The organism is Halomonas hibernica (assembly GCF_013183775.1).
In the GTDB taxonomy this organism is placed as follows: domain Bacteria; phylum Pseudomonadota; class Gammaproteobacteria; order Pseudomonadales; family Halomonadaceae; genus Vreelandella; species Vreelandella citrativorans.
The window spans coordinates 29,206-50,235 of record NZ_VIFN01000010.1; the positions used below are offsets into that span (position 1 = coordinate 29,206).

Annotated in this window: 22 protein-coding genes and 1 pseudogene; 14 read left to right on the forward strand and 9 right to left on the reverse strand. The window is 55.3% G+C overall.

Going from position 1 to position 21,030, the window contains the following annotated elements; translation table 11 throughout:
- Positions 1-290 precede the first annotated feature (290 nt).
- The 7 genes from map to FKN99_RS14235 all read left to right on the forward strand — a co-directional run bounded on the left by map (position 291) and on the right by FKN99_RS14235 (position 8,153).
- A complete protein-coding gene (gene map / locus FKN99_RS14205) occupies positions 291-1,082 on the forward strand; it encodes a type I methionyl aminopeptidase (RefSeq protein WP_172118499.1) in 792 nt (263 codons plus the stop codon).
- Positions 1,082-3,757, forward strand: coding sequence for a [protein-PII] uridylyltransferase (locus FKN99_RS14210; RefSeq protein ID WP_172118500.1), 2,676 nt, complete (start codon positions 1,082-1,084; stop codon positions 3,755-3,757). Before map ends, FKN99_RS14210 begins: the two co-directional genes overlap by 1 nt.
- Positions 3,758-3,889: 132 nt before the next feature.
- Positions 3,890-5,086: a succinyldiaminopimelate transaminase gene (dapC, locus tag FKN99_RS14215; RefSeq protein ID WP_172118501.1), complete on the forward strand. Its 1,197-nt coding sequence runs from the start codon at positions 3,890-3,892 to the stop codon at positions 5,084-5,086.
- A gap of 39 nt (positions 5,087-5,125) precedes the next feature.
- Positions 5,126-5,473 carry a Spx/MgsR family RNA polymerase-binding regulatory protein gene (locus FKN99_RS14220; RefSeq protein ID WP_087110012.1) on the forward strand — a complete coding sequence of 116 codons (348 nt, stop codon included), beginning with the start codon at positions 5,126-5,128 and terminating at the stop codon, positions 5,471-5,473.
- A 109-nt stretch (positions 5,474-5,582) separates the two neighbouring features.
- Positions 5,583-6,608 (forward strand): 2,3,4,5-tetrahydropyridine-2,6-dicarboxylate N-succinyltransferase, encoded by a 1,026-nt coding sequence (gene dapD / locus FKN99_RS14225; RefSeq protein WP_172118502.1) that lies wholly within the window; start codon positions 5,583-5,585, stop codon positions 6,606-6,608.
- The gene (gene dapE / locus FKN99_RS14230) at positions 6,595-7,767 is read left to right on the forward strand and encodes a succinyl-diaminopimelate desuccinylase (RefSeq protein WP_172118503.1); all 1,173 of its coding nucleotides are present in this window, start codon (positions 6,595-6,597) and stop codon (positions 7,765-7,767) included. The genes dapD and dapE overlap by 14 nt, the downstream gene beginning before the upstream one ends.
- Positions 7,764-8,153, forward strand: coding sequence for a hypothetical protein (locus tag FKN99_RS14235; protein WP_087110018.1), 390 nt, complete (start codon positions 7,764-7,766; stop codon positions 8,151-8,153). The genes dapE and FKN99_RS14235 overlap by 4 nt, the downstream gene beginning before the upstream one ends.
- A gap of 132 nt (positions 8,154-8,285) precedes the next feature.
- On the opposite strand, the gene FKN99_RS17795 is transcribed toward FKN99_RS14235, so the two are convergent.
- A complete protein-coding gene (locus FKN99_RS17795; protein ID WP_216658099.1) occupies positions 8,286-8,840 on the reverse strand; it encodes a cold-shock protein in 555 nt (184 codons plus the stop codon).
- Between the two features lie 110 nt (positions 8,841-8,950).
- On the opposite strand from FKN99_RS17795, the gene FKN99_RS14245 reads away from it, so the two are divergent.
- Positions 8,951-9,199 (forward strand): SlyX family protein, encoded by a 249-nt coding sequence (locus FKN99_RS14245; protein ID WP_172118504.1) that lies wholly within the window; start codon positions 8,951-8,953, stop codon positions 9,197-9,199.
- A gap of 67 nt (positions 9,200-9,266) precedes the next feature.
- Here the strand turns inward: FKN99_RS14245 and ald are convergent.
- The 7 genes and pseudogenes from ald to radC all read right to left on the reverse strand — a co-directional run bounded on the left by ald (position 9,267) and on the right by radC (position 14,649).
- Positions 9,267-10,386 (reverse strand): annotated as a pseudogene (ald, locus tag FKN99_RS14250) (alanine dehydrogenase).
- Between the two features lie 164 nt (positions 10,387-10,550).
- Entirely contained in the window at positions 10,551-10,985 is a 435-nt protein-coding gene (locus FKN99_RS14255) for an acyl-CoA thioesterase (protein WP_172118505.1), read from the reverse strand.
- Between the two features lie 66 nt (positions 10,986-11,051).
- On the reverse strand, positions 11,052-12,242 hold the full coding sequence (locus FKN99_RS14260) for a class I SAM-dependent rRNA methyltransferase (RefSeq protein WP_172118506.1): 1,191 nt from the start codon (positions 12,240-12,242) through the stop codon (positions 11,052-11,054).
- A 49-nt stretch (positions 12,243-12,291) separates the two neighbouring features.
- Positions 12,292-13,119 carry a bifunctional DNA-formamidopyrimidine glycosylase/DNA-(apurinic or apyrimidinic site) lyase gene (mutM, locus tag FKN99_RS14265; protein ID WP_172118507.1) on the reverse strand — a complete coding sequence of 276 codons (828 nt, stop codon included), beginning with the start codon at positions 13,117-13,119 and terminating at the stop codon, positions 12,292-12,294.
- A gap of 180 nt (positions 13,120-13,299) precedes the next feature.
- Positions 13,300-13,455, reverse strand: a complete 156-nt coding sequence (rpmG, locus tag FKN99_RS14270; protein ID WP_009098622.1) for a 50S ribosomal protein L33 — start codon at positions 13,453-13,455, stop codon at positions 13,300-13,302.
- A gap of 26 nt (positions 13,456-13,481) precedes the next feature.
- Positions 13,482-13,718 carry a 50S ribosomal protein L28 gene (gene rpmB, locus FKN99_RS14275; RefSeq protein WP_172118508.1) on the reverse strand — a complete coding sequence of 79 codons (237 nt, stop codon included), beginning with the start codon at positions 13,716-13,718 and terminating at the stop codon, positions 13,482-13,484.
- Positions 13,719-13,974: 256 nt separating this feature from the next.
- The gene (gene radC, locus FKN99_RS14280; protein WP_172118509.1) at positions 13,975-14,649 is read right to left on the reverse strand and encodes a RadC family protein; all 675 of its coding nucleotides are present in this window, start codon (positions 14,647-14,649) and stop codon (positions 13,975-13,977) included.
- Between the two features lie 140 nt (positions 14,650-14,789).
- Between radC and coaBC the strand changes: the two genes are divergently transcribed.
- The 6 genes from coaBC to FKN99_RS14310 all read left to right on the forward strand — a co-directional run bounded on the left by coaBC (position 14,790) and on the right by FKN99_RS14310 (position 20,026).
- Positions 14,790-16,040, forward strand: a complete 1,251-nt coding sequence (gene coaBC / locus FKN99_RS14285) for a bifunctional phosphopantothenoylcysteine decarboxylase/phosphopantothenate--cysteine ligase CoaBC (RefSeq protein ID WP_172118510.1) — start codon at positions 14,790-14,792, stop codon at positions 16,038-16,040.
- Between the two features lie 73 nt (positions 16,041-16,113).
- Positions 16,114-16,572 (forward strand): dUTP diphosphatase, encoded by a 459-nt coding sequence (gene dut, locus FKN99_RS14290; RefSeq protein WP_172118511.1) that lies wholly within the window; start codon positions 16,114-16,116, stop codon positions 16,570-16,572.
- 72 nt (positions 16,573-16,644) lie between these two features.
- Positions 16,645-18,030, forward strand: a complete 1,386-nt coding sequence (locus tag FKN99_RS14295; RefSeq protein ID WP_172118512.1) for a phosphomannomutase/phosphoglucomutase — start codon at positions 16,645-16,647, stop codon at positions 18,028-18,030.
- 89 nt (positions 18,031-18,119) lie between these two features.
- A complete protein-coding gene (gene argB, locus FKN99_RS14300; RefSeq protein WP_172118513.1) occupies positions 18,120-19,019 on the forward strand; it encodes an acetylglutamate kinase in 900 nt (299 codons plus the stop codon).
- A gap of 21 nt (positions 19,020-19,040) precedes the next feature.
- Complete coding sequence (gene slmA / locus FKN99_RS14305; protein ID WP_087110043.1) at positions 19,041-19,649, forward strand: nucleoid occlusion factor SlmA; 609 nt, start codon at positions 19,041-19,043, stop codon at positions 19,647-19,649.
- Positions 19,650-19,726: 77 nt separating this feature from the next.
- Positions 19,727-20,026: a hypothetical protein gene (locus FKN99_RS14310; protein ID WP_172118514.1), complete on the forward strand. Its 300-nt coding sequence runs from the start codon at positions 19,727-19,729 to the stop codon at positions 20,024-20,026.
- A 94-nt stretch (positions 20,027-20,120) separates the two neighbouring features.
- Here FKN99_RS14310 and rpoH read toward each other — a convergent pair whose 3' ends face one another.
- Positions 20,121-20,987, reverse strand: a complete 867-nt coding sequence (gene rpoH, locus FKN99_RS14315; RefSeq protein ID WP_087110047.1) for an RNA polymerase sigma factor RpoH — start codon at positions 20,985-20,987, stop codon at positions 20,121-20,123.
- Positions 20,988-21,030 lie beyond the last annotated feature (43 nt).

Below are 21,030 nucleotides of genomic sequence, written 5' to 3' on the forward strand. Positions count from 1 at the left end.
CGGCACCCGGGACCATGTGTCGGTGCATGTGTGTTTTCAAGGCTTGCTATTTAAGCAGCGTCTTCAAAGTGAACCCGCTGCGGGTTGTTCGCCTTGCCATGATCGCCGACTCACCACAAAGAAGCGAGCGAGCGATTGCAGGAAAGCGCGCGGCTTTATACCATAGATCATTACCAAGATGAAGTCACAGCCCGTGTTACGATGTTTATTTGTCACTTAATACTGTCGCTTTAACGCTGTCATTTAATGCTGTTACTTACTACCTCAGCCTGAACCCATATCGAGAATTCATGAACGTTCCTATCAAGACACCTTCAGAAATCGAGAAAATGCGCGAAGCCGGGCGCCAAGCCGCCAGCGTGCTGGAAATGATTGCTCCTTACATACAAGAAGGCGTAAGCACCGGCGATATTGATAAGCGTTGTCACGACTATATTGTTAACGAACTGGGCTCAGTTCCCGCTCCGCTCAACTATCACGGGTATACCCACGCCACGTGCATCTCGCTCAACCATGTGGTGTGTCATGGCTTTCCGGATTTTAATAAAAAGCTCAAGAAAGGTGACATTCTGAACCTGGACATTACCGTTAAAACCCCTGATGGCTATCACGGTGACTCCAGCGCCATGTTTATCATCGGCGAAACCATACAGGGCGAGCGCTTGTGCCGGATTACCCAGGAGTGCTTGTATAAAAGCATCGCGCTGGTAAAGCCAGGCGTACGCCTTTCAGAGCTTGCGCGAGTAATTCAAAAGCACGCCGAAGGCCATGGCTACTCGGTCGTTCGCGATTTCTGCGGCCACGGTATTGGGGCAGGCTTCCATGAAGACCCCCAGTTCCTGCATTACGATGGTTACGCACCAGACGCTGATATCGCCTTAGAGGCTGGCATGTGCTTTACCATCGAACCCATGATCAACGTGGGTGGCTACAAAACCAAAGTCTTGCGCGATGGCTGGACCGCCGTTACCAAGGACAAGAGCCTTTCAGCGCAATGGGAGCACACCTTGCTGGTCACCGAGACCGGGGTTGAAGTACTGACCGCGCGTAGCGATGAAGACTTTAGTTTTTTAGATAACTAATGCTCCTCCACCACCACCGGTTCGAGCCGGATACGTCGCTTTACGACCTTGAGGCTTTTCGTACAGAGCTATCTGGCTCGCGCTCACCCATAGCGCCGTTTAAAACGGCGCTTCGTGAGCTCCAGGCCAAGCTGGATGACCGGTTTCGTGCGGGCGCCGATATACGCGACCTGGTGCGAGGGCGGGCCTGGTACTTGGATCAACTGCTCGCCATTGCCTGGGCGCAGCACGCTTGGCCCGATGACGGCGTCGCACTGATTGCTGTTGGCGGCTATGGCCGAGGGGAGCTACACCCCCATTCGGATATCGACCTTCTGCTGCTGCTTGAAGATGACGACGACACCGCTTACCGCGAACCGCTCACTGCCTTTATCACTTTTTTATGGGATATCGGCCTGGAAATTGGCCACAGCGTACGCTCATTAAACGACTGCGAGCGTGAAGCCAAGGCGGATGTCACCGTCATCACCAACCTGCTTGAGTCCCGCCTGATTGCAGGCCCTGCATCACTGCGCGAAAAAATGCGCGAGCGCTTAAGTGCCGAGCATATTTGGCCGGCCGACCGTTTTTTTGAAGCCAAATGGCAAGAGCAGATTGCTCGCCACTACCGTTACAACAATTCCGAATACCACCTTGAGCCGAATCTGAAGAGCTCGCCTGGCGGCCTACGCGATATTCAGATGATTGGCTGGGTCGCTAAGCGCCACTTCGGTACGGAACAGTACACCGACATTGTCGCCAACGGTTTTATGAACGATGCCGAATTGCGTATCTTAAGCCAGGGCCAGGCATTTTTGTGGCAGGTGCGTTATGCGCTGCATATGTTGACCGACCGCGCCGAAGACCGCCTGCTGTTTGATCATCAACGCACGATTGCTGAGCTGTTTGGCTTTAAAGACACGCCCGAGCGGTTAGCCGTTGAGCAGTTCATGAAGCGCTACTATCGCCACGTAACGGCGCTGGCCGGGCTTAACGACATGCTGCTTCAGCACTTCGATGAAGTGATTTTGCGCGGCAAAGAGGCGCTGGAAACCATCCAGTTGAACGAGCGCTTTGAAACCAAGGGCGGCTATATTCAAGCACGCTCGCGCACGCTGTTTCGCGAGCAGCCTGAAGCCATGCTGGAGCTATTTCTGCTCATGGCCAGGCACCCGGAAATTGAAGGCGTACGGGCGGACACCATTCGCTTGATTCGCGACCACCGCCATCAGATTGATGATCACTACCGCGATGATCCTCACCATCAGCGGCTGTTTATGGAAATACTGCGCGCCCCCGGCAACGTACCGCGCCAGCTACGGCGCATGAACCGCTACGGCATACTGGGCAAGTACCTGCCCGAATTTGGCCGAGCCGTAGGATTGATGCAGCATGATCTGTTCCATATCTACACCGTGGATGCGCATACGCTGCGCCTGCTGAAGTTTTTACACGGCTTTCGCAAACCCGATGCCAAAGACGACTTTCCCGTGGCGGCTGCGCTCATCCACCAGCTTCCCAGGCTGGACATTTTGTGGATAGCGGGCCTGTTTCACGATATCGGCAAGGGTCGCGGGGGCGACCACTCGGAAATCGGCGCCAAAGACGTTACGCATTTTTGCCAGCATCACCATGTTTCAGCCCACGATACAAAGCTTGCCAGTTGGCTGGTCGAGCACCATTTACTCATGTCGATGACCGCTCAGAAGCGCGACATTAGCGACCCTGACGTGATCCGCGACTTTGCACTGATCGTGCGTAACGAAATGCGTCTGGATTATCTGTACGTGCTCACCGTGGCCGATATTAACGCCACCAACCCCACGCTTTGGAACGGCTGGCGGGCATCACTTTTGCGCCAGCTATATGCTGAAACCAAGCGCGCCTTACGTCGCGGGCTAAAACACCCACCGGACCGTGATGACTGGGTACGGGAAACACGCTCTGAAGCACGCTCGCTACTCCAGAACATGGGGCTTGGGCGCGCGCAGATTGATGCATTGTGGGAACCGCTTGGGGAAGACTATTTCCTCCAGTACGCGCCCAGCGAGATTGCCTGGCAAACCCAAGGCATCCTGGCGCATAACGCCTCCCCCTTGCCGCTGGTATTAATCAGCGCACCGACGCTTGATATGGCAGAGGGTGGCACTAAAGTGTTTATCCACACACGCTCGGTGGATGACCTGTTTGCCGCCACCGCCGCCGCCATGGAGCAGCTCGGGCTTTCCATTCATGATGCCCGCATTGCTACCTCGCGCAATAACTGGACGCTAAACACCTTTATTGTGCTGGATAGCCACGGTCAACCGATTCGCGACACGGCGCGTATTGAAGAGATGCGTCAGCACTTAATCGAAGAGCTGGATGACCCAGACGACTACCCAGAAATTGTAACCCGCCATACGCCGCGTCAGTTAAAGCACTTCAAGGTACCCACCGAAGTGCTGATTGAGCAGGACCCGGCTAACGAGCGCACACTCCTTGAGCTAACGGCCCCTGACCGACCAGGGCTGCTGGCCCGCGTAGGGCGTATTTTTATGGAGCAGGGCATCGCCCTCTCGGCGGCCAAAATCGCCACGCTGGGCGAGCGTGTTGAGGACGTTTTCTTTATCACCACGAAAGCAGGCGAACCATTAACCGACCCGGTACGCCAGCAAGAGCTGCGCGAGCGATTAATTGAGGTGCTGGGCGTGTAAACACTTAAAGACGCCGTGCCCCGTGGTTAAATTTGAGCCCAACCCCGAGGCTTGCTTATAATCGGCGCTTAGCCTGCCGTTTAATACGCCTGCAGGGCATGCTCTCAATAGAACGCTCTCAACGGATACGCCATGAATTCTGATCTCGCCGCCCTACACCCTTATCCGTTTGAGAAACTGGCCGGCCTCAAAGCTGACCTTACGCCGCCTGCCCATTTGGCGCATATTCCCTTAACCATCGGCGAGCCGCAGCACGCGCCCTACCCAGCAGCGCTTGATGCGCTGGTAAAGCATCAGCTTGATATGGCACGTTATCCGGCCACCAACGGCCTGCCAAGCTTGCGTGAAGCACTCGCTGAGTGGGCGACCAAGCGCTTTAAGCTTGCGGGTCTTGATGCCGAGCGCCAGGTACTGCCGGTTAATGGCACGCGTGAAGCCATTTTTGCGTTTGTACAGGCCGCACTGGATCGTACTCGGCCAGCCAGGGTGATAGTGCCCAACCCGTTTTACCAGATTTATGAAGGTGCGACGCTGCTGGCTGGCGGTCAACCGGTGTATTTAAACGGCACGGCTGAGAACGGCTTTCGGCCAGATTTTACCAGTATCAGCCCCGATACCTGGCGTGATGTGCAAATCGTATTTATCTGCTCACCAGGCAACCCGACCGGCGCGGTTACGTCAATGGATGAGCTTAAACAGCTGATTGCGCTGGCCGACGAGCACGATTTCATCATTGCTTCTGATGAGTGCTATTCCGAGCTTTACCTGGATGAAAACGCGCCACCGCCGGGGCTATTACAGGCTTGCGCTGAGCTGGGCCGTAACGATTACCGGCGCTGCGTCGTCTTCCACTCGCTCTCCAAGCGCTCCAATCTGCCGGGCTTGCGCTCAGGCTTTGTGGCAGGCGATGCGGACATTCTTACGCCGTTCAAGCGCTACCGTACCTATCATGGCTGCGCCATGTCGCTGCCAGTTCAACATGCTTCAATAGCAGCCTGGCAGGATGAAGCGCACGTACGCGCCAATCGCGATGCGTACCGTGAAAAATTCAGCGCCGTGGTGGAGGTACTGGCCCCGGTGATGGACTTCCCAACGCCAGAGGCAAGCTTTTACCTGTGGCCCGCGGTACCAGGGGGGGATGACATTGGCTTCACCCAGCGACTTTACACCGAGCAACACGTGAGCGTGCTGCCCGGCAGCTTGATGGGCCGCCCTGATGCTCAGGGCATTAACCCAGGCACGGGGCGGCTGCGCCTAGCCCTGGTGGCGGAGCTTGCCCCCACCCTGGAAGCAGCGCAGCGTATCCGCCAGCTTATTGAGCGCGGTTAATTCACCTTTTACGGCACCAACAGCTCGAAAGGAGATACCATGTTTACACTCTATGTCATTGATACCTGTGATACGTGTCGTAAGGCGCGCAAAGCGCTGGAAGCGAACGGCGTGCCTTTTAAAACCCATGATTTGCGTAAAGATGGTCTTTCGGCGAGCCTGCTTGAGCATCTTTTAGAGCGGGCACCGCTGTTGGAAGTCGTCAATAAGCGCAGCAAGACATGGCGCGACCTTCCCCAGGAAGACAAAGACAGCCTGGATGCCAACTCTGCGCGCCAACTGTTGCTCCAACACCCAACACTGCTTAAACGACCACTGCTGGATACCGGCAGTGACGCCTTAAAAGTAGGCTATCGCGACGGCGATTACGATAAAATCAGTGGCTGATCCAACGCCACTATTTTGCTTATTTTTGAATCAACACTTTGTTATACCGACGCTTTTACGTTAGCTAATGACCCGGTTAACAACGTTATCAACAACAGGATGAACTTTTATGCTGAGCTTTGCGCTTGGAATTGGCACGCAAAACACTCAAGGCGATTGGCTGGAAATTTACTACCCGGCACCGCTCTTTAGCCCGCAGGAAAGCCTGATAAATGCGGCCAAACAAGCGCTTGATGCGCCGCAGGGCAATGTCGCCGTTAGCTTTTTGCCAGAAGACTGCACCCGCTTAGCCAAGGCGCTTGAGGCAGCCGGGCATCCTGAACAGGCTGAGCTTGCTGAGGCGCTGGCCACCAGCCAGCGCCCATTAGTGGCCATGTTCCTGGAAACGGATCAGGCTCCGCAAACGGCGCCAGAGGTCTATCTTAAGCTGCACCTGCTATCGCATCGTCTGGTCAAGCCGCATGGTCTTGATCTGACCGGCATGTTTGGCCTGCTGCGCAATATTGCCTGGACCAACGAAGGCGCCATCGATATCGAAGAGCTGCCAGCGCGTCGCCTGAAAGCCCGCCTCGCCGGTCGTGCGCTGTCTGTCGACTGTGTCGATAAATTCCCCAAAATGACCGATTACGTTGTGCCGGCCGGTGTACGCATTGCCGACACGGCTCGGGTACGCCTGGGCGCTCATTTGGGTGAAGGCACCACGGTAATGCATGAAGGTTTTGTTAACTTCAATGCCGGCACCGAAGGCCCCGGCATGATTGAAGGCCGTATTTCAGCGGGCGTGATGGTCGGCAAAGGGTCTGACCTGGGCGGTGGTTGCTCCACCATGGGCACGCTGTCAGGCGGTGGCAATATTGTTATCAAGGTGGGCGAAGGCTGCTTGATCGGTGCCAATGCCGGTATCGGCATTCCGCTGGGCGACCGCTGCACGGTGGAGTCCGGTTTGTATATCACCGCAGGCACCAAAGTGGCCTTGCTGGACGACCAGGGCAACGAAGTGAAAACCCTAGCGGCGCGTGAACTGGCGGGCCAAAACGACCTGCTGCTACGCCGCAACTCTAAAAATGGCCGCGTCGAGTGCCTGACCAATAAAAGCGCCATCGCGCTAAATGAGGCGCTGCATGCCCATAACTGAGCCTGACACGCTGTCGCCCACGCTACAGCTTGCCTTTGAGCTGCTCAGCCGCCCGTCAGTGACGCCGGATGATGAAGGCTGCCAGGACGTAATGATCGAGCGCTTAACGGCGCTCGGTTTTCATATTGAGCGTATGCCGTTTGGCGATGTACAGAACTTCTGGGCAGTGCGGGGCCACCACGGCCCGGTGATTGCCCTTGCGGGTCATACCGATGTCGTGCCCAGCGGGCCACCAAACGGCTGGGAATTCCCGCCGTTTGCTCCCTGTATTGACGATCACGGCATGCTTTGTGCCCGTGGCGCCGCCGATATGAAGGGCAGCCTGGCCGCTATGCTAACCGCCGTGGAGCGTTTCGTGGCTCGCTACCCCGACCACGATGGGCGTATTGCGTTTTTAATCACCTCCGATGAGGAAGGCCCTGCGGTGAATGGCACTCGCGCCGTGGTCGAGCAGCTGCGCGAACGCAATGAGCGGCTTGATTACTGTATCGTCGGTGAACCCTCCTCTACCGAGCACCTTGGCGACGTGATCAAGAATGGCCGCCGCGGTTCGCTGGGCGGAGTTTTACGTATTCAGGGGATTCAGGGGCACGTGGCCTACCCTCACCTGGCGCGTAACCCCATTCATCAGGCGATGCCCGCGCTGGATGCGCTCGTCAATGAGCACTGGGACGCAGGCAATGATTTTTTCCCGGCCACCAGCTTTCAGATTTCCAACCTGCGAGCGGGCACTGGGGCGACTAACGTCATCCCCGGCGAAGTAGAAGTAGTATTCAACTTCCGCTTCTCGACAGAAGTGACGCATGAGCAGCTTAAGGCGCGTACAGAAGCGATTCTTGACCAGTACGGCCTGGCGTATCAGTTGGACTGGACACTGAACGGCGAGCCATTCCTAACCGCAGAAGGCGAGCTTGTTAATGCAGCCGTACGCGGTGTTGAAGCCGTGACCGGCAAGCGCCCGGCGCTATCCACCAGCGGCGGTACTTCTGATGGGCGTTTTATTGCCACATTGGGTGCTCAAGTGGTGGAGCTTGGCCCGCTTAACGACACTATCCACAAAGTGAATGAGCGCGTACGCGCTAGCGACCTGGATGATTTGAGCCGCATCTATGAGGCAACGCTTCAGGCCCTACTCACGCTTGATGAGGTCAACGTATGATGGAGCGCTACCCGGACATTGAAGTGTATGTCGCCAGCATTTCACTGGAAGCGCTTAACGCATGGCTTGCCAGTGCGCTTGCTGCACCGCCATTAAGCCCTGCCGGCAAAGGCAAGTGGAAAACCCATGGCCAACACCAGGGGAAAGAGGTGCCCATACTACTGGTCGAAAAAGCAGCTGACCGCTTTGCAAGCTTATGGTTTGACAGTAGCCATACGCCCTGGATGACCGACCAGGAGTGCGCGCAACACGCCGCAGAGGCGCTGCAAACGGAAGTGCGCTGCTCGCTTGGCGGCTGGCACCCAGGCGATGACCCTGACCGCTTCTGGCAGGTGCTACCCGGCGGAAAAGAAGGCGCTATTGAGTGGCCCGACTCAGGCCGCTAACGCTGCCTGAAAGAAGACGGCATAAAGACGGTTTTTTGAAGACTGTTTTTTTGAAGACTGTTCTTGAAATGCAATCGACCCCGCCGGGGCGGGGTCGATTATGTTCACATTGATACTACGCTTGTGGACATGCTACTCAATAATGCTCACATCATCGGCCTGTAAACCACGGTCATTCTTGATGACGTGGTAACGCACAATTTGGCCTTCTGCCAGCATACGCGGGCCGCGACCCCGAATAGCACGAAAGTGAACAAACACATCTTCGCCATTATCACGAGTAATAAAGCCATAGCCTTTATTGGTGTTAAACCACTTTACTTCACCCTCTTCCCGACCGTCGTTGGGGTCGATGACGTCTTCCTCTTCATCGTCCCGTTCGTCGGCAGGCTGGGGCTGACGCGGCGCAGCTTTAACACGCGTGTCGCCTGAGCTTTCTACTTTCGGTTTAACGACTAGCGGAGGAGCCAGAGCAGCCGACGCTAACGTACCTATAAATAAAACGATGAAGCTGCCCAAGGCAACGGCAATGTAAACACCACTGATACCGCTAATGGCTAACTCTGCCTGCCATAAATCGGCCAGAGGCGCGTTGGTTAAATGAACAATCCCCGCCAGCAAAAGCGGCGTGGGGGCGGCTAGTAATACACTGATTAAGAAACAGCGAAACACAACTTTTGGATTCATAGATGATAAAAGCTCTCTTGTTGTATGGGTAACGAACGAAAGACAATACCCGAACCATCAGGCCCATTCCTAACAGTACCGGACATATTACACAAGGTTGCCATGTTACCATGACACAAGACTTTTCTCCTGCTGAGCTAAATCAACTTTTCGAAAATCTTGAAAGCCGCCTGGCTTACCAGGAACACTGGCTGGACACGCTTGACCAAGCGGTCGCCCAACAGGAAAAGCGGCTTGCCAAGCTAGAACAGCTTAGCGCATTAATGCGTGAACGACTGCGTGAACAGCATCAAGCGTTCCAGACGGGCGACCATCAGGGGGAAAGCCGCCCTGAAGACGAGGTGCCGCCTCATTACTAACGATGACAAACATTAAAAACCCACTGTCGCGCCCTGCGGGTTAGCGCACCTGATCGGTAGTTCGTACTTATCGTGCTGCCACGCTTGCTGGGGCGATACACGCCAAACCAAAGGCATCGGCAACGGCCTGGTAGGTCACCTGCCCTGCATGCACATTAAGCCCTGGCAGAAAGTGAGGATCGTCGTGTAGCGCCTGCTGCCAGCCTTTATCGGCCAGCGCCAGCACGAAGGGCAGCGTGGCATTGGTGAGGCCGAGGGTTGACGTGCGTGACACGCCGCCCGTCATATTGGCCACACAGTAATGAACAATGCCCTCCACGATATACGTGGGCTCGGCGTGAGTGGTGGGCTTACTGGTTTCAAAGCAGCCACCCTGATCAATCGCTACATCCACCAGCACGCTACCTGGCTTCATATCGCTCAGCATAGCGTGGGTAATCAACTTGGGCGCCGCCGCACCAGGTATTAACACGGCGCCAATAATCATATCAGACTCGCGCACAGCGTTATCCAGCGCATCGGCGGTGGAATAAACCGTTTTGATACGCCCCTGGTAGCGGCTATCCAGAACGTCTAGCCGCGCCAGTGAGTTATCCAGAATAGTGACATCCGCACCCAGCAGTGGCGCCATTCTCGCGGCGTTTTCACCTACGACGCCGCCGCCTATTACGGTGACGGTTGCCGGTGCAACCCCCGGCACGCCGGGCAACAGAACGCCAGCGCCCCCCCTGGGCTTTTTCCAGACCATGCGCCCCTGCTTGAACGGCCATACGCCCGGCCACAGTACTCATTGGCGCAAGCAGCGGCAGCCCACCATAGGCATCTGTAATCGTTTCATAAGCGATACAGGTAGCCCCGCTCTCCATCAAGCCCCGCGTCAGGGCTTCTTCCGCTGCAAGGTGCAGATAGGTAAACAGCGTATGCCGGGAAGTGAGGCGCGCAACCTCTTCCACCTGCGGCTCTTTTACTTTAAGAATCAGCTCAGCATTCTTCCACAAGGCGTCGACATCACTTTCGATCTGCGCACCCGCAGCCTCATAGTCGCTATCGCTAAAACCAGCGCCCTCTCCTGCGCCTGCCTGCACACTAACGGTGTGACCACGCTGGGCAAGCTCACGCACGCCGGTGGGTGTTAGGGCGACACGATATTCATGGTTTTTGATCTCTTTGGAGACGGCAATCTGCATAGCGATCTCTCTTTTTGTGCGTAAGATTAAACAACGGTCTTAGCATTACAGCACAGCTCAAGCGACCCACCACTTCCTTAAGCACAAAACAAAAAAACGCCGGTTAAGGCGTTTTACAGGAGTAAAAATCCAGCGTTTGAAGGTTTTATACCGAAAATTTAACGTCACTCTGTTATTAAGGCCCCGCCGTAGATTCTCTGATACTCCTCTGGCAGGCGCTTGGGGCGCCCGCTTGAAAGCGCAATACACGCAAACCGGGTGCGCGCCTGGAAGAGTATTTTGGCATCTCGCACCCGCTTAAGCTCGAAACGCCGGGTAAGGCTAAAGCGCCCATCACACGCGACGACCCACGTCGCTAATTGAAGCTCATCACCCGCAAAGGCAGGAGCAAGATAGTCCAGCTCATGGCGATGTATGGCCAGGGCGCGGTCCAGCTCGCGGTAGCGCTCGATGGAAAGCCCCAAGGCTTCGGAGTGGGCCCAGCTAACCTGCTCAACCCAGCGCAGGTATTCGCTGTTATTCACGTGCTGATAATCATCTATCGCCGCTTCGCTAACATGAATATCGATCACAAAGGGATCGGGTAACGCCCACTCCATTGCTCTGCTCCTTGCGCCACTATCGTGCTAATCCAGCTTGCCCACCCCGCCTAATGACTCAATGGGTTAATCGCGAAATACGCGCACGCCCAGCGCTTTAAGATAAGCGGTTTCTGGAATGGCCGGGTGAATGGGGTGGTCTGGCCCTTGATGGCCCTGGAAGATCACCTGCCCATGGCGATCCTGATGACGTACCGCGCCTCGCACGACATCTACCAAGCGATCTTCCCCCAGGTGCATGGAGCACGACGCTGAAAGCAACAGGCCATCGCGGCCCAGCAAACGCATCGCTTCGCGATTTAAGCGCGCATAGGCCCGCTCGCCATTAGGAATATCCTTACGCTTCTTGATAAACGCCGGCGGATCCAGAACCACCACGTCGAACTGTTCGCCGTCGGCTTTCAGTGCTGCCAAAGCTTCAAAGGCATCGCCTTCGCCAATGGCGACCTGCTCTTGTACACCGTTAAGCTCAGCATTTCGCGCCACTTGCTCAAGCGCGGGGCCTGAAGCATCGATACACAGCACCTCAGAGGCGCCATTGGCCGCCGCCTGGACACCCCAGCCACCCACATAGCTAAAGACATCCAGCACGCGCTTGCCAGCCACCTGGCGGTTCAGCCAAGCGCGGTTCTCGCGGTGATCAAAGAACCAACCGGTTTTCTGACCGTTCAGCACCGGCACGGCAAAGCGTGTGCCGTTCTCTTCAATCAATACTTCGTCGGGCAGCGTGCCTTTCACTACGTCGACGTGAGCTTCCAGCCCTTCCTGACGACGCCCGCCGGTATCGTTACGGAACACGATGACGTCAGGTTTAACCACTTTCTCAAGCGCATCGACAATCTCATCGGCCAGCGCCTGCATGCCGGCGGTATTTAGCTGAACAACCAATACATCGCCAAAACGGTCAATCACCAGGCCTGGCAGCAGGTCACCCTCACCGTGAATCAGGCGGTAAAAAGGCTTGGCATATAAACGCTGACGCAGTGACAGCGCTTGATTGAAACGGTGTACAAACAGCGAACGGTCCAGACGCATATCCGGATCACGGGACATCACGCGGCCCGCAATCAGCGAGTGCGGATTGATATACGCCACGCCCAGGACTTTACCGTTAGAGGCCTCGACCAACGCGGTTTCGCCAGCAGTGAAATTCTTAAGCGGCGTTTCTTTAATATCCACTTCGTTGGAGTAGATCCACAGATGGCCTGCTTTTAAGCGGCGATCGGCGTTTTTATTTAAGCGCAGGCGTTGAGTCACAACAGTCTCCAAAAGCGTAGACAACAGATAACAAAAGGGTAATCAGCTATCAATGCTGACAGCCAGGGCAAAACACACTGGCGCGCTGGCCAAGCGTAATACGCCGAAGCTCCCTACCGCAGCGTAAGCAGGGTTGCCCCTGGCGCCCATAAACATTTAACCGCTGAGCAAAATAACCAGGCTCACCCTGGCCGCTCACAAAATCGCGCAGCGTGGTACCACCTTGAGTGATAGCCGCCGCCAATACTTCTTTCACAGCCGCCGCCAACTGCTCATAGCGGGCAAGAGAAATACGCCCGGCTGCACGACGTGGGTCAATACCGGCCATGAACAGCGCTTCAGTGGCGTAAATATTCCCCGCGCCCACCACGACCCGGTTATCCATTAAAAAGGGTTTTACCGCCACGCGCTTGTTACGCGAAAGCGCATATAGCCACTGGCCATTAAAGGCCTCATCAAACGGCTCAGGCCCAAGGTGGACAAGGCGCCGGTCTGCCGTCCCATCGCCTAACTGCCAATCCACAAAACCAAAGCGACGTGGGTCATGATAGCGCAACACATAGCCGTCTGCGGTGACCACATCGACATGATCATGCTTTTTGGGGATATCCCCCACTTGGGCAATGCGCAAACTGCCCGACATTCCCAGGTGCCACAGCAACGTTGCATCGTTTGGCGACTGCTTTACAGGGATTTGCAGGTATTTGGCACGCCGCGTCAGGGTGCCGATGCGCGCACCGACCAAACGCTCAGCCAAATCGTCAGGCACCGGAACACGCAAGCGCGGCTGACGAACACGCACCTCGGTAATTTCCTGGCCTTCCAGATAGGGAGCAATACCGCGCTTGGTAGTTTCGACTTCGGGCAGTTCGGGCATGAAGAGAACCTGATTAACGATAGGGATATCGACAGGATAGACACTTACAAGGCAGGCAATGCGGAGCCACTATTAAGTCGCCTGCATCTGCAAACCCCATGTATGCAAAAACCCGGCACGGGCCGGGTTTTTCAACAGGCGCTCGCCTGCAGTGGAAGCCGATCATCATCGCTTACGCGATTACTTGATCTTGGCTTCCTTGTAGATAACGTGCTTACGGACAACCGGGTCGTATTTCTTGAATTCGAACTTATCCGGCGTGTTCCGCTTGTTCTTATCAGTGGTGTAGAAGTGGCCTGTACCGGCACTGGACACCAGCTTGATCTTATCGCGCATGGTTTTACTCTCCCAAAAATGCTGTCTTAGATGGCGTCGCCGCGCTTACGGATATCAGCCAGAACCGTCTCGATACCTTTCTTGTCGATGATGCGCATGCCCTTGGAGGAAACGCGCAGCTTGACGAAGCGGTTTTCGGCTTCAACCCAAAAACGATGGGAGTGCAGGTTCGGCAAGAAACGACGACGTGTCTTACGCTGGGAGTGTGAAACGTTATTACCAGTTACCGGACGCTTGCCGGTAACCTGACATACTTTGGACATGAGAGCCTCCAACCGCTTGGCCAGGATATAAGCCTGAGTGTTCAAAACTGTCGGGCAAACCGGAAGAGAGGGAGTCGACGCCGTTAACCGTCTAGCTGTACCCAAATCCGTTATTCAACCCAAGTTTAAAGGTGGCACTTTATACCAGAGCACCGGACCACCGGCAAGCAAAACCGTCTAAAAAGGCGTAAAAAAGCCACTTTTTAGGTATTTTACCTAGGCAGCAGACATTAAATGCCTGCCCTCTATCTACTGCCTATAGCCAGCCGCGCTCAGCAAAAGAGACCACGTCTCCATCTCCCACCACGAAATGATCCAAGACACGTACGTCAAAGAGGCCAAGGGCCTCTTTTAAGCGTTCGGTGATACGACGGTCAGCATCGCTTGGCTCAGCCACACCGGAGGGGTGATTGTGGGCCAGGATAACGGCGCCAGCGCTAAGTTCTAATGCACGCTTGGCAACTTCGCGGGGGTAAACGGAGGCGCTGTCTAGGGTACCGCGAAACAGGGATTCATAGCGAATAATTCGGTGCTGCGTGTCTAAAAAAATTACCGCGAACTCCTCATGCCCCAAATGGCGCAGTTGAGAGCTCAGGTAATGACGCACCAGTTCAGGCGATGTCAGCGCGTTGCCACGTGCCAATTGGCTGGCTAAATGGCGCTTTGAAATCTCAAGCGTGGCCTGCAGCTGGGCAAACTTGGCACTCCCCAGACCGTGCGCCGCGCAAAAGCTTGCCTGGTCCGCTTCCAGCAGCGGACGCAGGCCGCCAAATGCGGTGAGCAGATCACGCGCCAAATCAACCGCCGAGCGCCCCTGCACGCCCACGCGCAAAAAAATCGCCAGCAACTCTGCATCAGAAAGCGTCTGCGCGCCCATGGTTAATAGCTTTTCTCGTGGCCGCTCACCCTCCGGCCAATGATTTATCCCCATCCCCTACCTCCTCACCCCAAAGACATGCACGTAAAAAGCTCAGTAAACCTGGCTTACGCATTATTTGTAGCAACATGCCAAATTAGCAAGACGAATGGTATGGTAAGCCTCTTTAAGAACGCGCATATGGGCCCTTTACCATGGTTTCTGCCTCTGTTACTCCAACGACGCTCTCAACGTTTGCAGGTAAACGCATTCTGTTGGGCATTAGTGCAGGCATAGCGGCTTACAAAAGCGCGCTGATCGTGCGGCTGCTTAAACAAGCCGGTTGTGAAGTGCGTGTGGTAATGACCAGTGGTGCTCAGGCGTTTATTACGCCACTGACACTACAGGCGTTATCCGGCGAGCCGGTGCGCACGTCTCTGCTTGACCCGGAAGCGGAAGCCGGGATGGGGCATATTGAGCTCGCCCGCTGGGCGGATATTATCCTGATCGCTCCCGCAACGGCGGACCTGATGGCGCGACTGGTCCACGGCATGGCGGATGATTTACTCACCACGCTGTGCCTGGCCAGTGAAGCCCCCAGGCTGATCGCCCCGGCCATGAACCAGGCCATGTGGCGCCACCCGGCGACGCAACGCAATGTAGCGCAACTGCACGCTGATGGCTGGCAACTTATCGGCCCCGCGGCGGGCGACCAGGCATGTGGCGATGTAGGTCCAGGGCGTATGAGCGAGCCTGATGCTATCTTTGAGGTTGTTGCACGCCTCTTTTCAGGTGCCCCCCAGGCAGGCAACGCCCCTCATGTAGTCATTACCGCAGGCCCTACCCGTGAAGCGCTTGATCCCGTGCGTTACCTATCCAATCACAGCTCAGGTAAAATGGGTTACGCCTTGGCAGCGGCTGCGGTGGCGCAGGGCGCTACGGTTACTCTGATTAGCGGGCCTGTGGCCCTACCAACGCCCAACGGCGTTACGCGTATTGACGTTGAATCGGCCGAGCAAATGCATCAAGAAGCCATGCACCGGGCGCCTGAGGCGGCGTTATTTATTGGCTGCGCGGCAGTGGCTGATTACCGTTCGGCATCGCCTGCCGAGCACAAGCTTAAAAAGCAGGAAGATAGCGATACGTTCACGCTTACACTGATCAAAAATCCTGACATCATTGCCGATGTGGCCGCGCTGCCTACCGAACAACGCCCCTTGGTCGTAGGGTTTGCCGCAGAGACACAGCAACTGGAGCATTACGCCCACGATAAGCTTAACCGCAAGGGGCTTGATATGATTGTCGCCAATGACGTCTCTCAAGCGGGCCTGGGCTTTGGCAGCAATGAGAATGCCGCGCTGCTGCTCTGGCGCACAGCGCAAGGCACCGAGCAGCGTTTGGAATCCCCTCAGCCAAAAACTCAGCTTGCGCAGGTCATTGTTCGTCAAGCGCTAGCGCTGCTCTAGCCCTTAGCACCTGTTTTTAAAGCTGTTTTCAATATCCTTTTTACTATCGTTTTTTTAAATGTTGGAGTTCTACATGACCACCCGTCCCCGCCTGCAGTGCAAAGTGCTTGATGAGCGCTTACACGACCACATGCCGCACTACGCCACTGATGGCGCTGCGGGCATGGACCTGCGGGCGCTGCTCGACGAACCGCTAACGCTCAATCCTGGCGAATGCCAACTCGTACGAACGGGTCTTGCCATCTATATTGAAGACCCAAGCCTTGCTGGCATGATTCTTCCCCGCTCGGGCCTGGGCCATAAACACGGCATTGTATTGGGCAATCTGGTAGGTCTAATCGATTCAGACTACCAGGGTGAGCTGATGATTTCGGTGTGGAACCGTGGCCAAAGCGCTTTTACACTGTCGCCCTTTGAGCGGCTAGCCCAGTATGTTCTCGTGCCGGTGGTGCAAGCAGAGCTCTCTATTGTTGATGCCTTTACCGACTCCACCCGAGGCGGCGGCGGATTTGGCAGCACTGGCCGTCATTAATACGGGGCGGCATTAATACTGTCCGTCATTAACAAGGCTCGGGCGAACGTTACGCACTGACAGGAGTAGCCAATGGATGTACCTGCTTCGATTTTTCGTGCCTATGATATCCGTGGCATTGTCGATAACACGCTGAGCGAATCCACCGCAGAGTGGATTGGCCGTGCGATTGGTTCAGAAGCGGCCGCCCGGGGTGAGCAGTGTGTCATCGTTGCCAGAGACGGTCGTTTATCCGGCGAGCGCCTGCAAGCCGCCCTGATTCGAGGCTTAACAGCCGCTGGGCGCGACGTTATTGATATCGGCATGGTGCCCACGCCTGTCCTCTACTTTGCCACCCACGTGATGCCTGAGAGCTGCTCAGGCGTCATGGTGACCGGCAGCCATAACCCGCCCGACTACAATGGCTTCAAAATTGTCCTGGCAGGTGAAACATTATCAGGCGACGCTATTGCCGCGCTGTATGACCGCATTCACACCCATGATCTCACCAGCGGCCAAGGCAGCGTTCATCAATACGACATCCGGCACGCGTACCTTACCCGTATTTTGGAAGATGTTAGCGTCAAGCGTCCTATCAAAGCCGTTGTAGACTGCGGTAACGGCGTCGCCGGTGAGCTAGGACCCGAGCTAATCAAGCAGTTGGGGGTTGAAACAACGGTCTTGTTTGGTGAGATTGACGGCCATTTTCCTAACCACCACCCTGACCCCGGCAAGCCTGAAAACCTGCAAGACCTGATCAAGAGTGTTCAGACAACCGGCGCGGATATCGGGCTTGCCTTTGACGGTGATGGCGACCGAGTTGCCGTTGTTACACCGCGCGGCCGCATCATCTACTCTGACCACCTCCTGATGGCCTTTGCGACCGACATGCTTTCGCGTAACCCAAGCGCCAGGGTGGTCTATGATATTAAATGTACGGGTAACCTTGCCCGAGTCATTAGCGAAGCGGGCGGCGAGCCAGAAATGTGGCGTACCGGCCATTCGCTGATTAAAGCGCGCATGAAGGCAACCAACGCTCTGCTGGGCGGGGAAATGAGCGGCCATATTTTCTTCAAAGAGCGCTGGTATGGTTTTGATGACGGCCTTTATTCCGCCGCGCGCCTGCTGGAAATTCTGGCGCTTTATAACGAAGATGCAGACGCCTTTTTTGACCGCTTTCCTCAAGATCCAAGCACGCCAGAAATTAATATAATCGTTAGTGATGACGAAAAATTTGGCCTGATCGAGGCACTTGCCCGTGAAGGTGACTTCGGCGAAGGTATTAAAACCACGTTGGATGGCATTCGCGTTGATTACCCCGATGGCTGGGGCTTATGTCGCGCATCCAACACGACACCTGCCTTGGTGATGCGCTTTGAAGGGAAAAATGCCGTGGCACTAATGCGTATACGGGAATGTTTTGTCAACGCGTTAGCTCGTGTGGCACCGGCACTCAAAATTCCCGAGATGCCAGCTTAACCGCGCACTCGTGATATGCAGCACGATAACAATATTCATTAGCCACGTATCATCTGGATAAAAGAAAACAGCAAGCAAGGGACAACACGATGAATTCAGCCAGTCGCGACCCGCAGGTCGTTGTGGAGGTGCTTTCCGAAGCACTCCCCTATATTCAGCAGTTCTCCGGCAAAACCGTTGTGGTCAAGTACGGCGGCAATGCGATGACTGAAGACACGCTCATCAACTCTTTCGCACGTGATATCGTGCTAATGAAAGAAGTTGGCATTAATCCCGTAGTGGTTCATGGCGGCGGTCCGCAAATTGGCAGCCTGCTTGAAAAGCTTAATATCGAATCGCGCTTTGTGAACGGGATGCGTGTGACCGATTCCCAGACCATGGACGTGGTTGAAATGGTACTGGGCGGACTGGTGAACAAAAGCATCGTCAACCTAATTAACCAAAGCGGAGGCAAGGCAATAGGCCTAACGGGGAAGGATGGCGCACAAATTCGTGCTCGCCAGCTCAAGGTCGAGCACCAAAGCCCCGAAATGACCGTTCCGGAAATTATCGATATTGGGCATGTGGGAGAAGTCGAGTTCATTTCAACAGACCTGATCGAAATGCTCGCTGCCCGCGACTTCATTCCAGTGATCGCGCCCATCGGCGTTGACGATGAAGGCCATAGCTACAACATTAACGCCGACCTGGTCGCGGGTAAATTAGCCGAGGCGTTAAACGCTGAAAAGCTAATGCTACTGACCAACGTCGCCGGACTCATGGATGCGGAAGGCAAGGTATTAACCGGGCTAAGCACGCTTCAAGTGGATGCCCTGATTGCCGACGGCACCATTTATGGCGGCATGCTGCCCAAAATACGCTGTGCGCTTGATGCCGTTAAAAATGGCGTTAACAGTGCGCATATTATCGACGGCCGTGTTCCCCATGCAGTGTTGTTGGAGATTTTCACCAACGCTGGCGTAGGTACGCTTATTACCGACGCGAGCTAACTGCAACGGAGGGCTAACGTCATGAGTGACGACCGTAAACCTCGCCGTCGCGAGCAGATTCTTCAAGCACTCGCGTTAATGCTGGAAGAAGATAGTGGAAAGCGTATTACCACGGCCGCCCTTGCACGCCAGGTCGGCGTTTCCGAGGCGGCACTGTACCGCCACTTTCCCAGCAAAGCGCGAATGTTTGAGGGCTTAATCGACTTTATTGAAGAGAGCATTTTTGCGCGCATTACGCGTATTTTAGAAGAGGTGCCCGACGCCATCCCCCGCTGCGGCACTATCCTGGCGCTACTACTGGGCTTTGCCGAAAAGAACCCAGGACTTGCCCGAGTGATGGGCGGCGATGTATTGACCGGCGAAACAGCCCGCCTGCGCCAGCGCGTTCATCAGCTATTTGAGCGTTTGGAACTACAACTCAAGCAGATTATTCGTGAGGCCGAACTGCGCGAAGGACGCCGCGCCAGCATTCCAGCTTCAGCGGCCGCTAACCTGCTCGCCGCCCAGGCGGAAGGACGCATTTCTCAATACGTGCGCAGCGACTTTAAACGCCTGCCCACTGAGTACTGGGAAGATCAGTGGACGCTTCTATCAAGGCAGTTACTGCTCGAAGCGCCACAACCCGCCTAAGAGTATCAAGTTGGTCAACAGGGACGTTGGCTCATTCTTTGTTAACATGCTCTCTCCCCTGCCACAGGAAGGCACTTTTGAATATTACCCACCTTGAGCACACGATTATCGCGCTGATCTTTCAAGGCTTGCTATGGCCGTTTGTTGGCCGCTGGGTGGCGGGCTCTTTGGTGGTGGCCATCCTTTTAGGCCGTGAGGTAGCCCAGCATGAATATGTGGGTGGCGGGCCCAACGAGGTGTGGTACCTCTATGGTTTATTCAACCACTGGACGTTGGACTCGTTTTTGGACGTTGCAGCGCCCGCAGCAGCCTGCTGCTTTATCGCGTTAATACTGCCTGGCGGCGGGCTGTGGAAATATGTCAGAGCACGGCGTTAAAAAACCACTTCATACGCATAAAACAGCCATAAAAAAACCGGCGCTCTAATTGATAGAGGCCGGTTTTTGGCTATGAACAGCTAACTACGTAGACTTACGCCGCGATAGCATCGCCCATCTTTTGGCGCAGCTTTTTCATCGCGTTTTTCTCGAGCTGGCGAATACGTTCAGCGCTAACGCCGTACACATCGGCCAAATCATGCAGGGTCGCTTTATTATCGGTCAGCCAGCGGCGCTGCAAAATGTCCCGCGAACGCTCATCCAGACCTTTTAAAGCAAGCTGCAGACGGCGCGTTGAGTCTTCCTCAAAATCACTGTCTTCAAGCTTGGTCGCCGGGTCAGCAGAGGCGTCATCCAAAAAGTAAGCGGGCGCCTGATACGTGCTCTCTTCGTCATCGCTCGGTGAAGCATCATAGCCTGCATCATAAGCGGAAAGGCGGCCTTCCATATCCCGCACGACTTCCGGCTTAACGTCGAGGTCTTTAGCGATGGCATCTACTTCATCGTTGTTCAACCAGGCAAGGCGCTTCTTGGCGCTGCGCAGGTTAAAGAACAGCTTACGCTGAGCTTTCGTCGTGGCGATTTTAACAATCCGCCAGTTACGCAGTACAAATTCGTGTATCTCAGCCTTGATCCAATGAACCGCAAACGATACCAGGCGTACCCCCTGGTTAGGATCAAAACGCTTTACGGCTTTCATCAAGCCGACGTTACCTTCCTGAATCAGGTCTGCCTGGGGCAACCCATAGCCTGAATAACTGCGAGCAATATGCACAACAAAGCGCAAGTGCGAGAGAACCAAGCGGCGCGCAGCCTCTAAATCAGCTTCATCATAAAGACGAAAAGCAAGTTCGCGCTCTTCCTCAACGCTCAGCACCGAAATGCCGTTAACTGCTCGAATGTAGCCGCCCAAGTCGTGACCTGGAGAAAGCTGTCCCACCGGTAGAAGACTAGTGCTCATGTGCAGGTGGTCTCCCTTATCATCTATCGTGATTGGCATACGT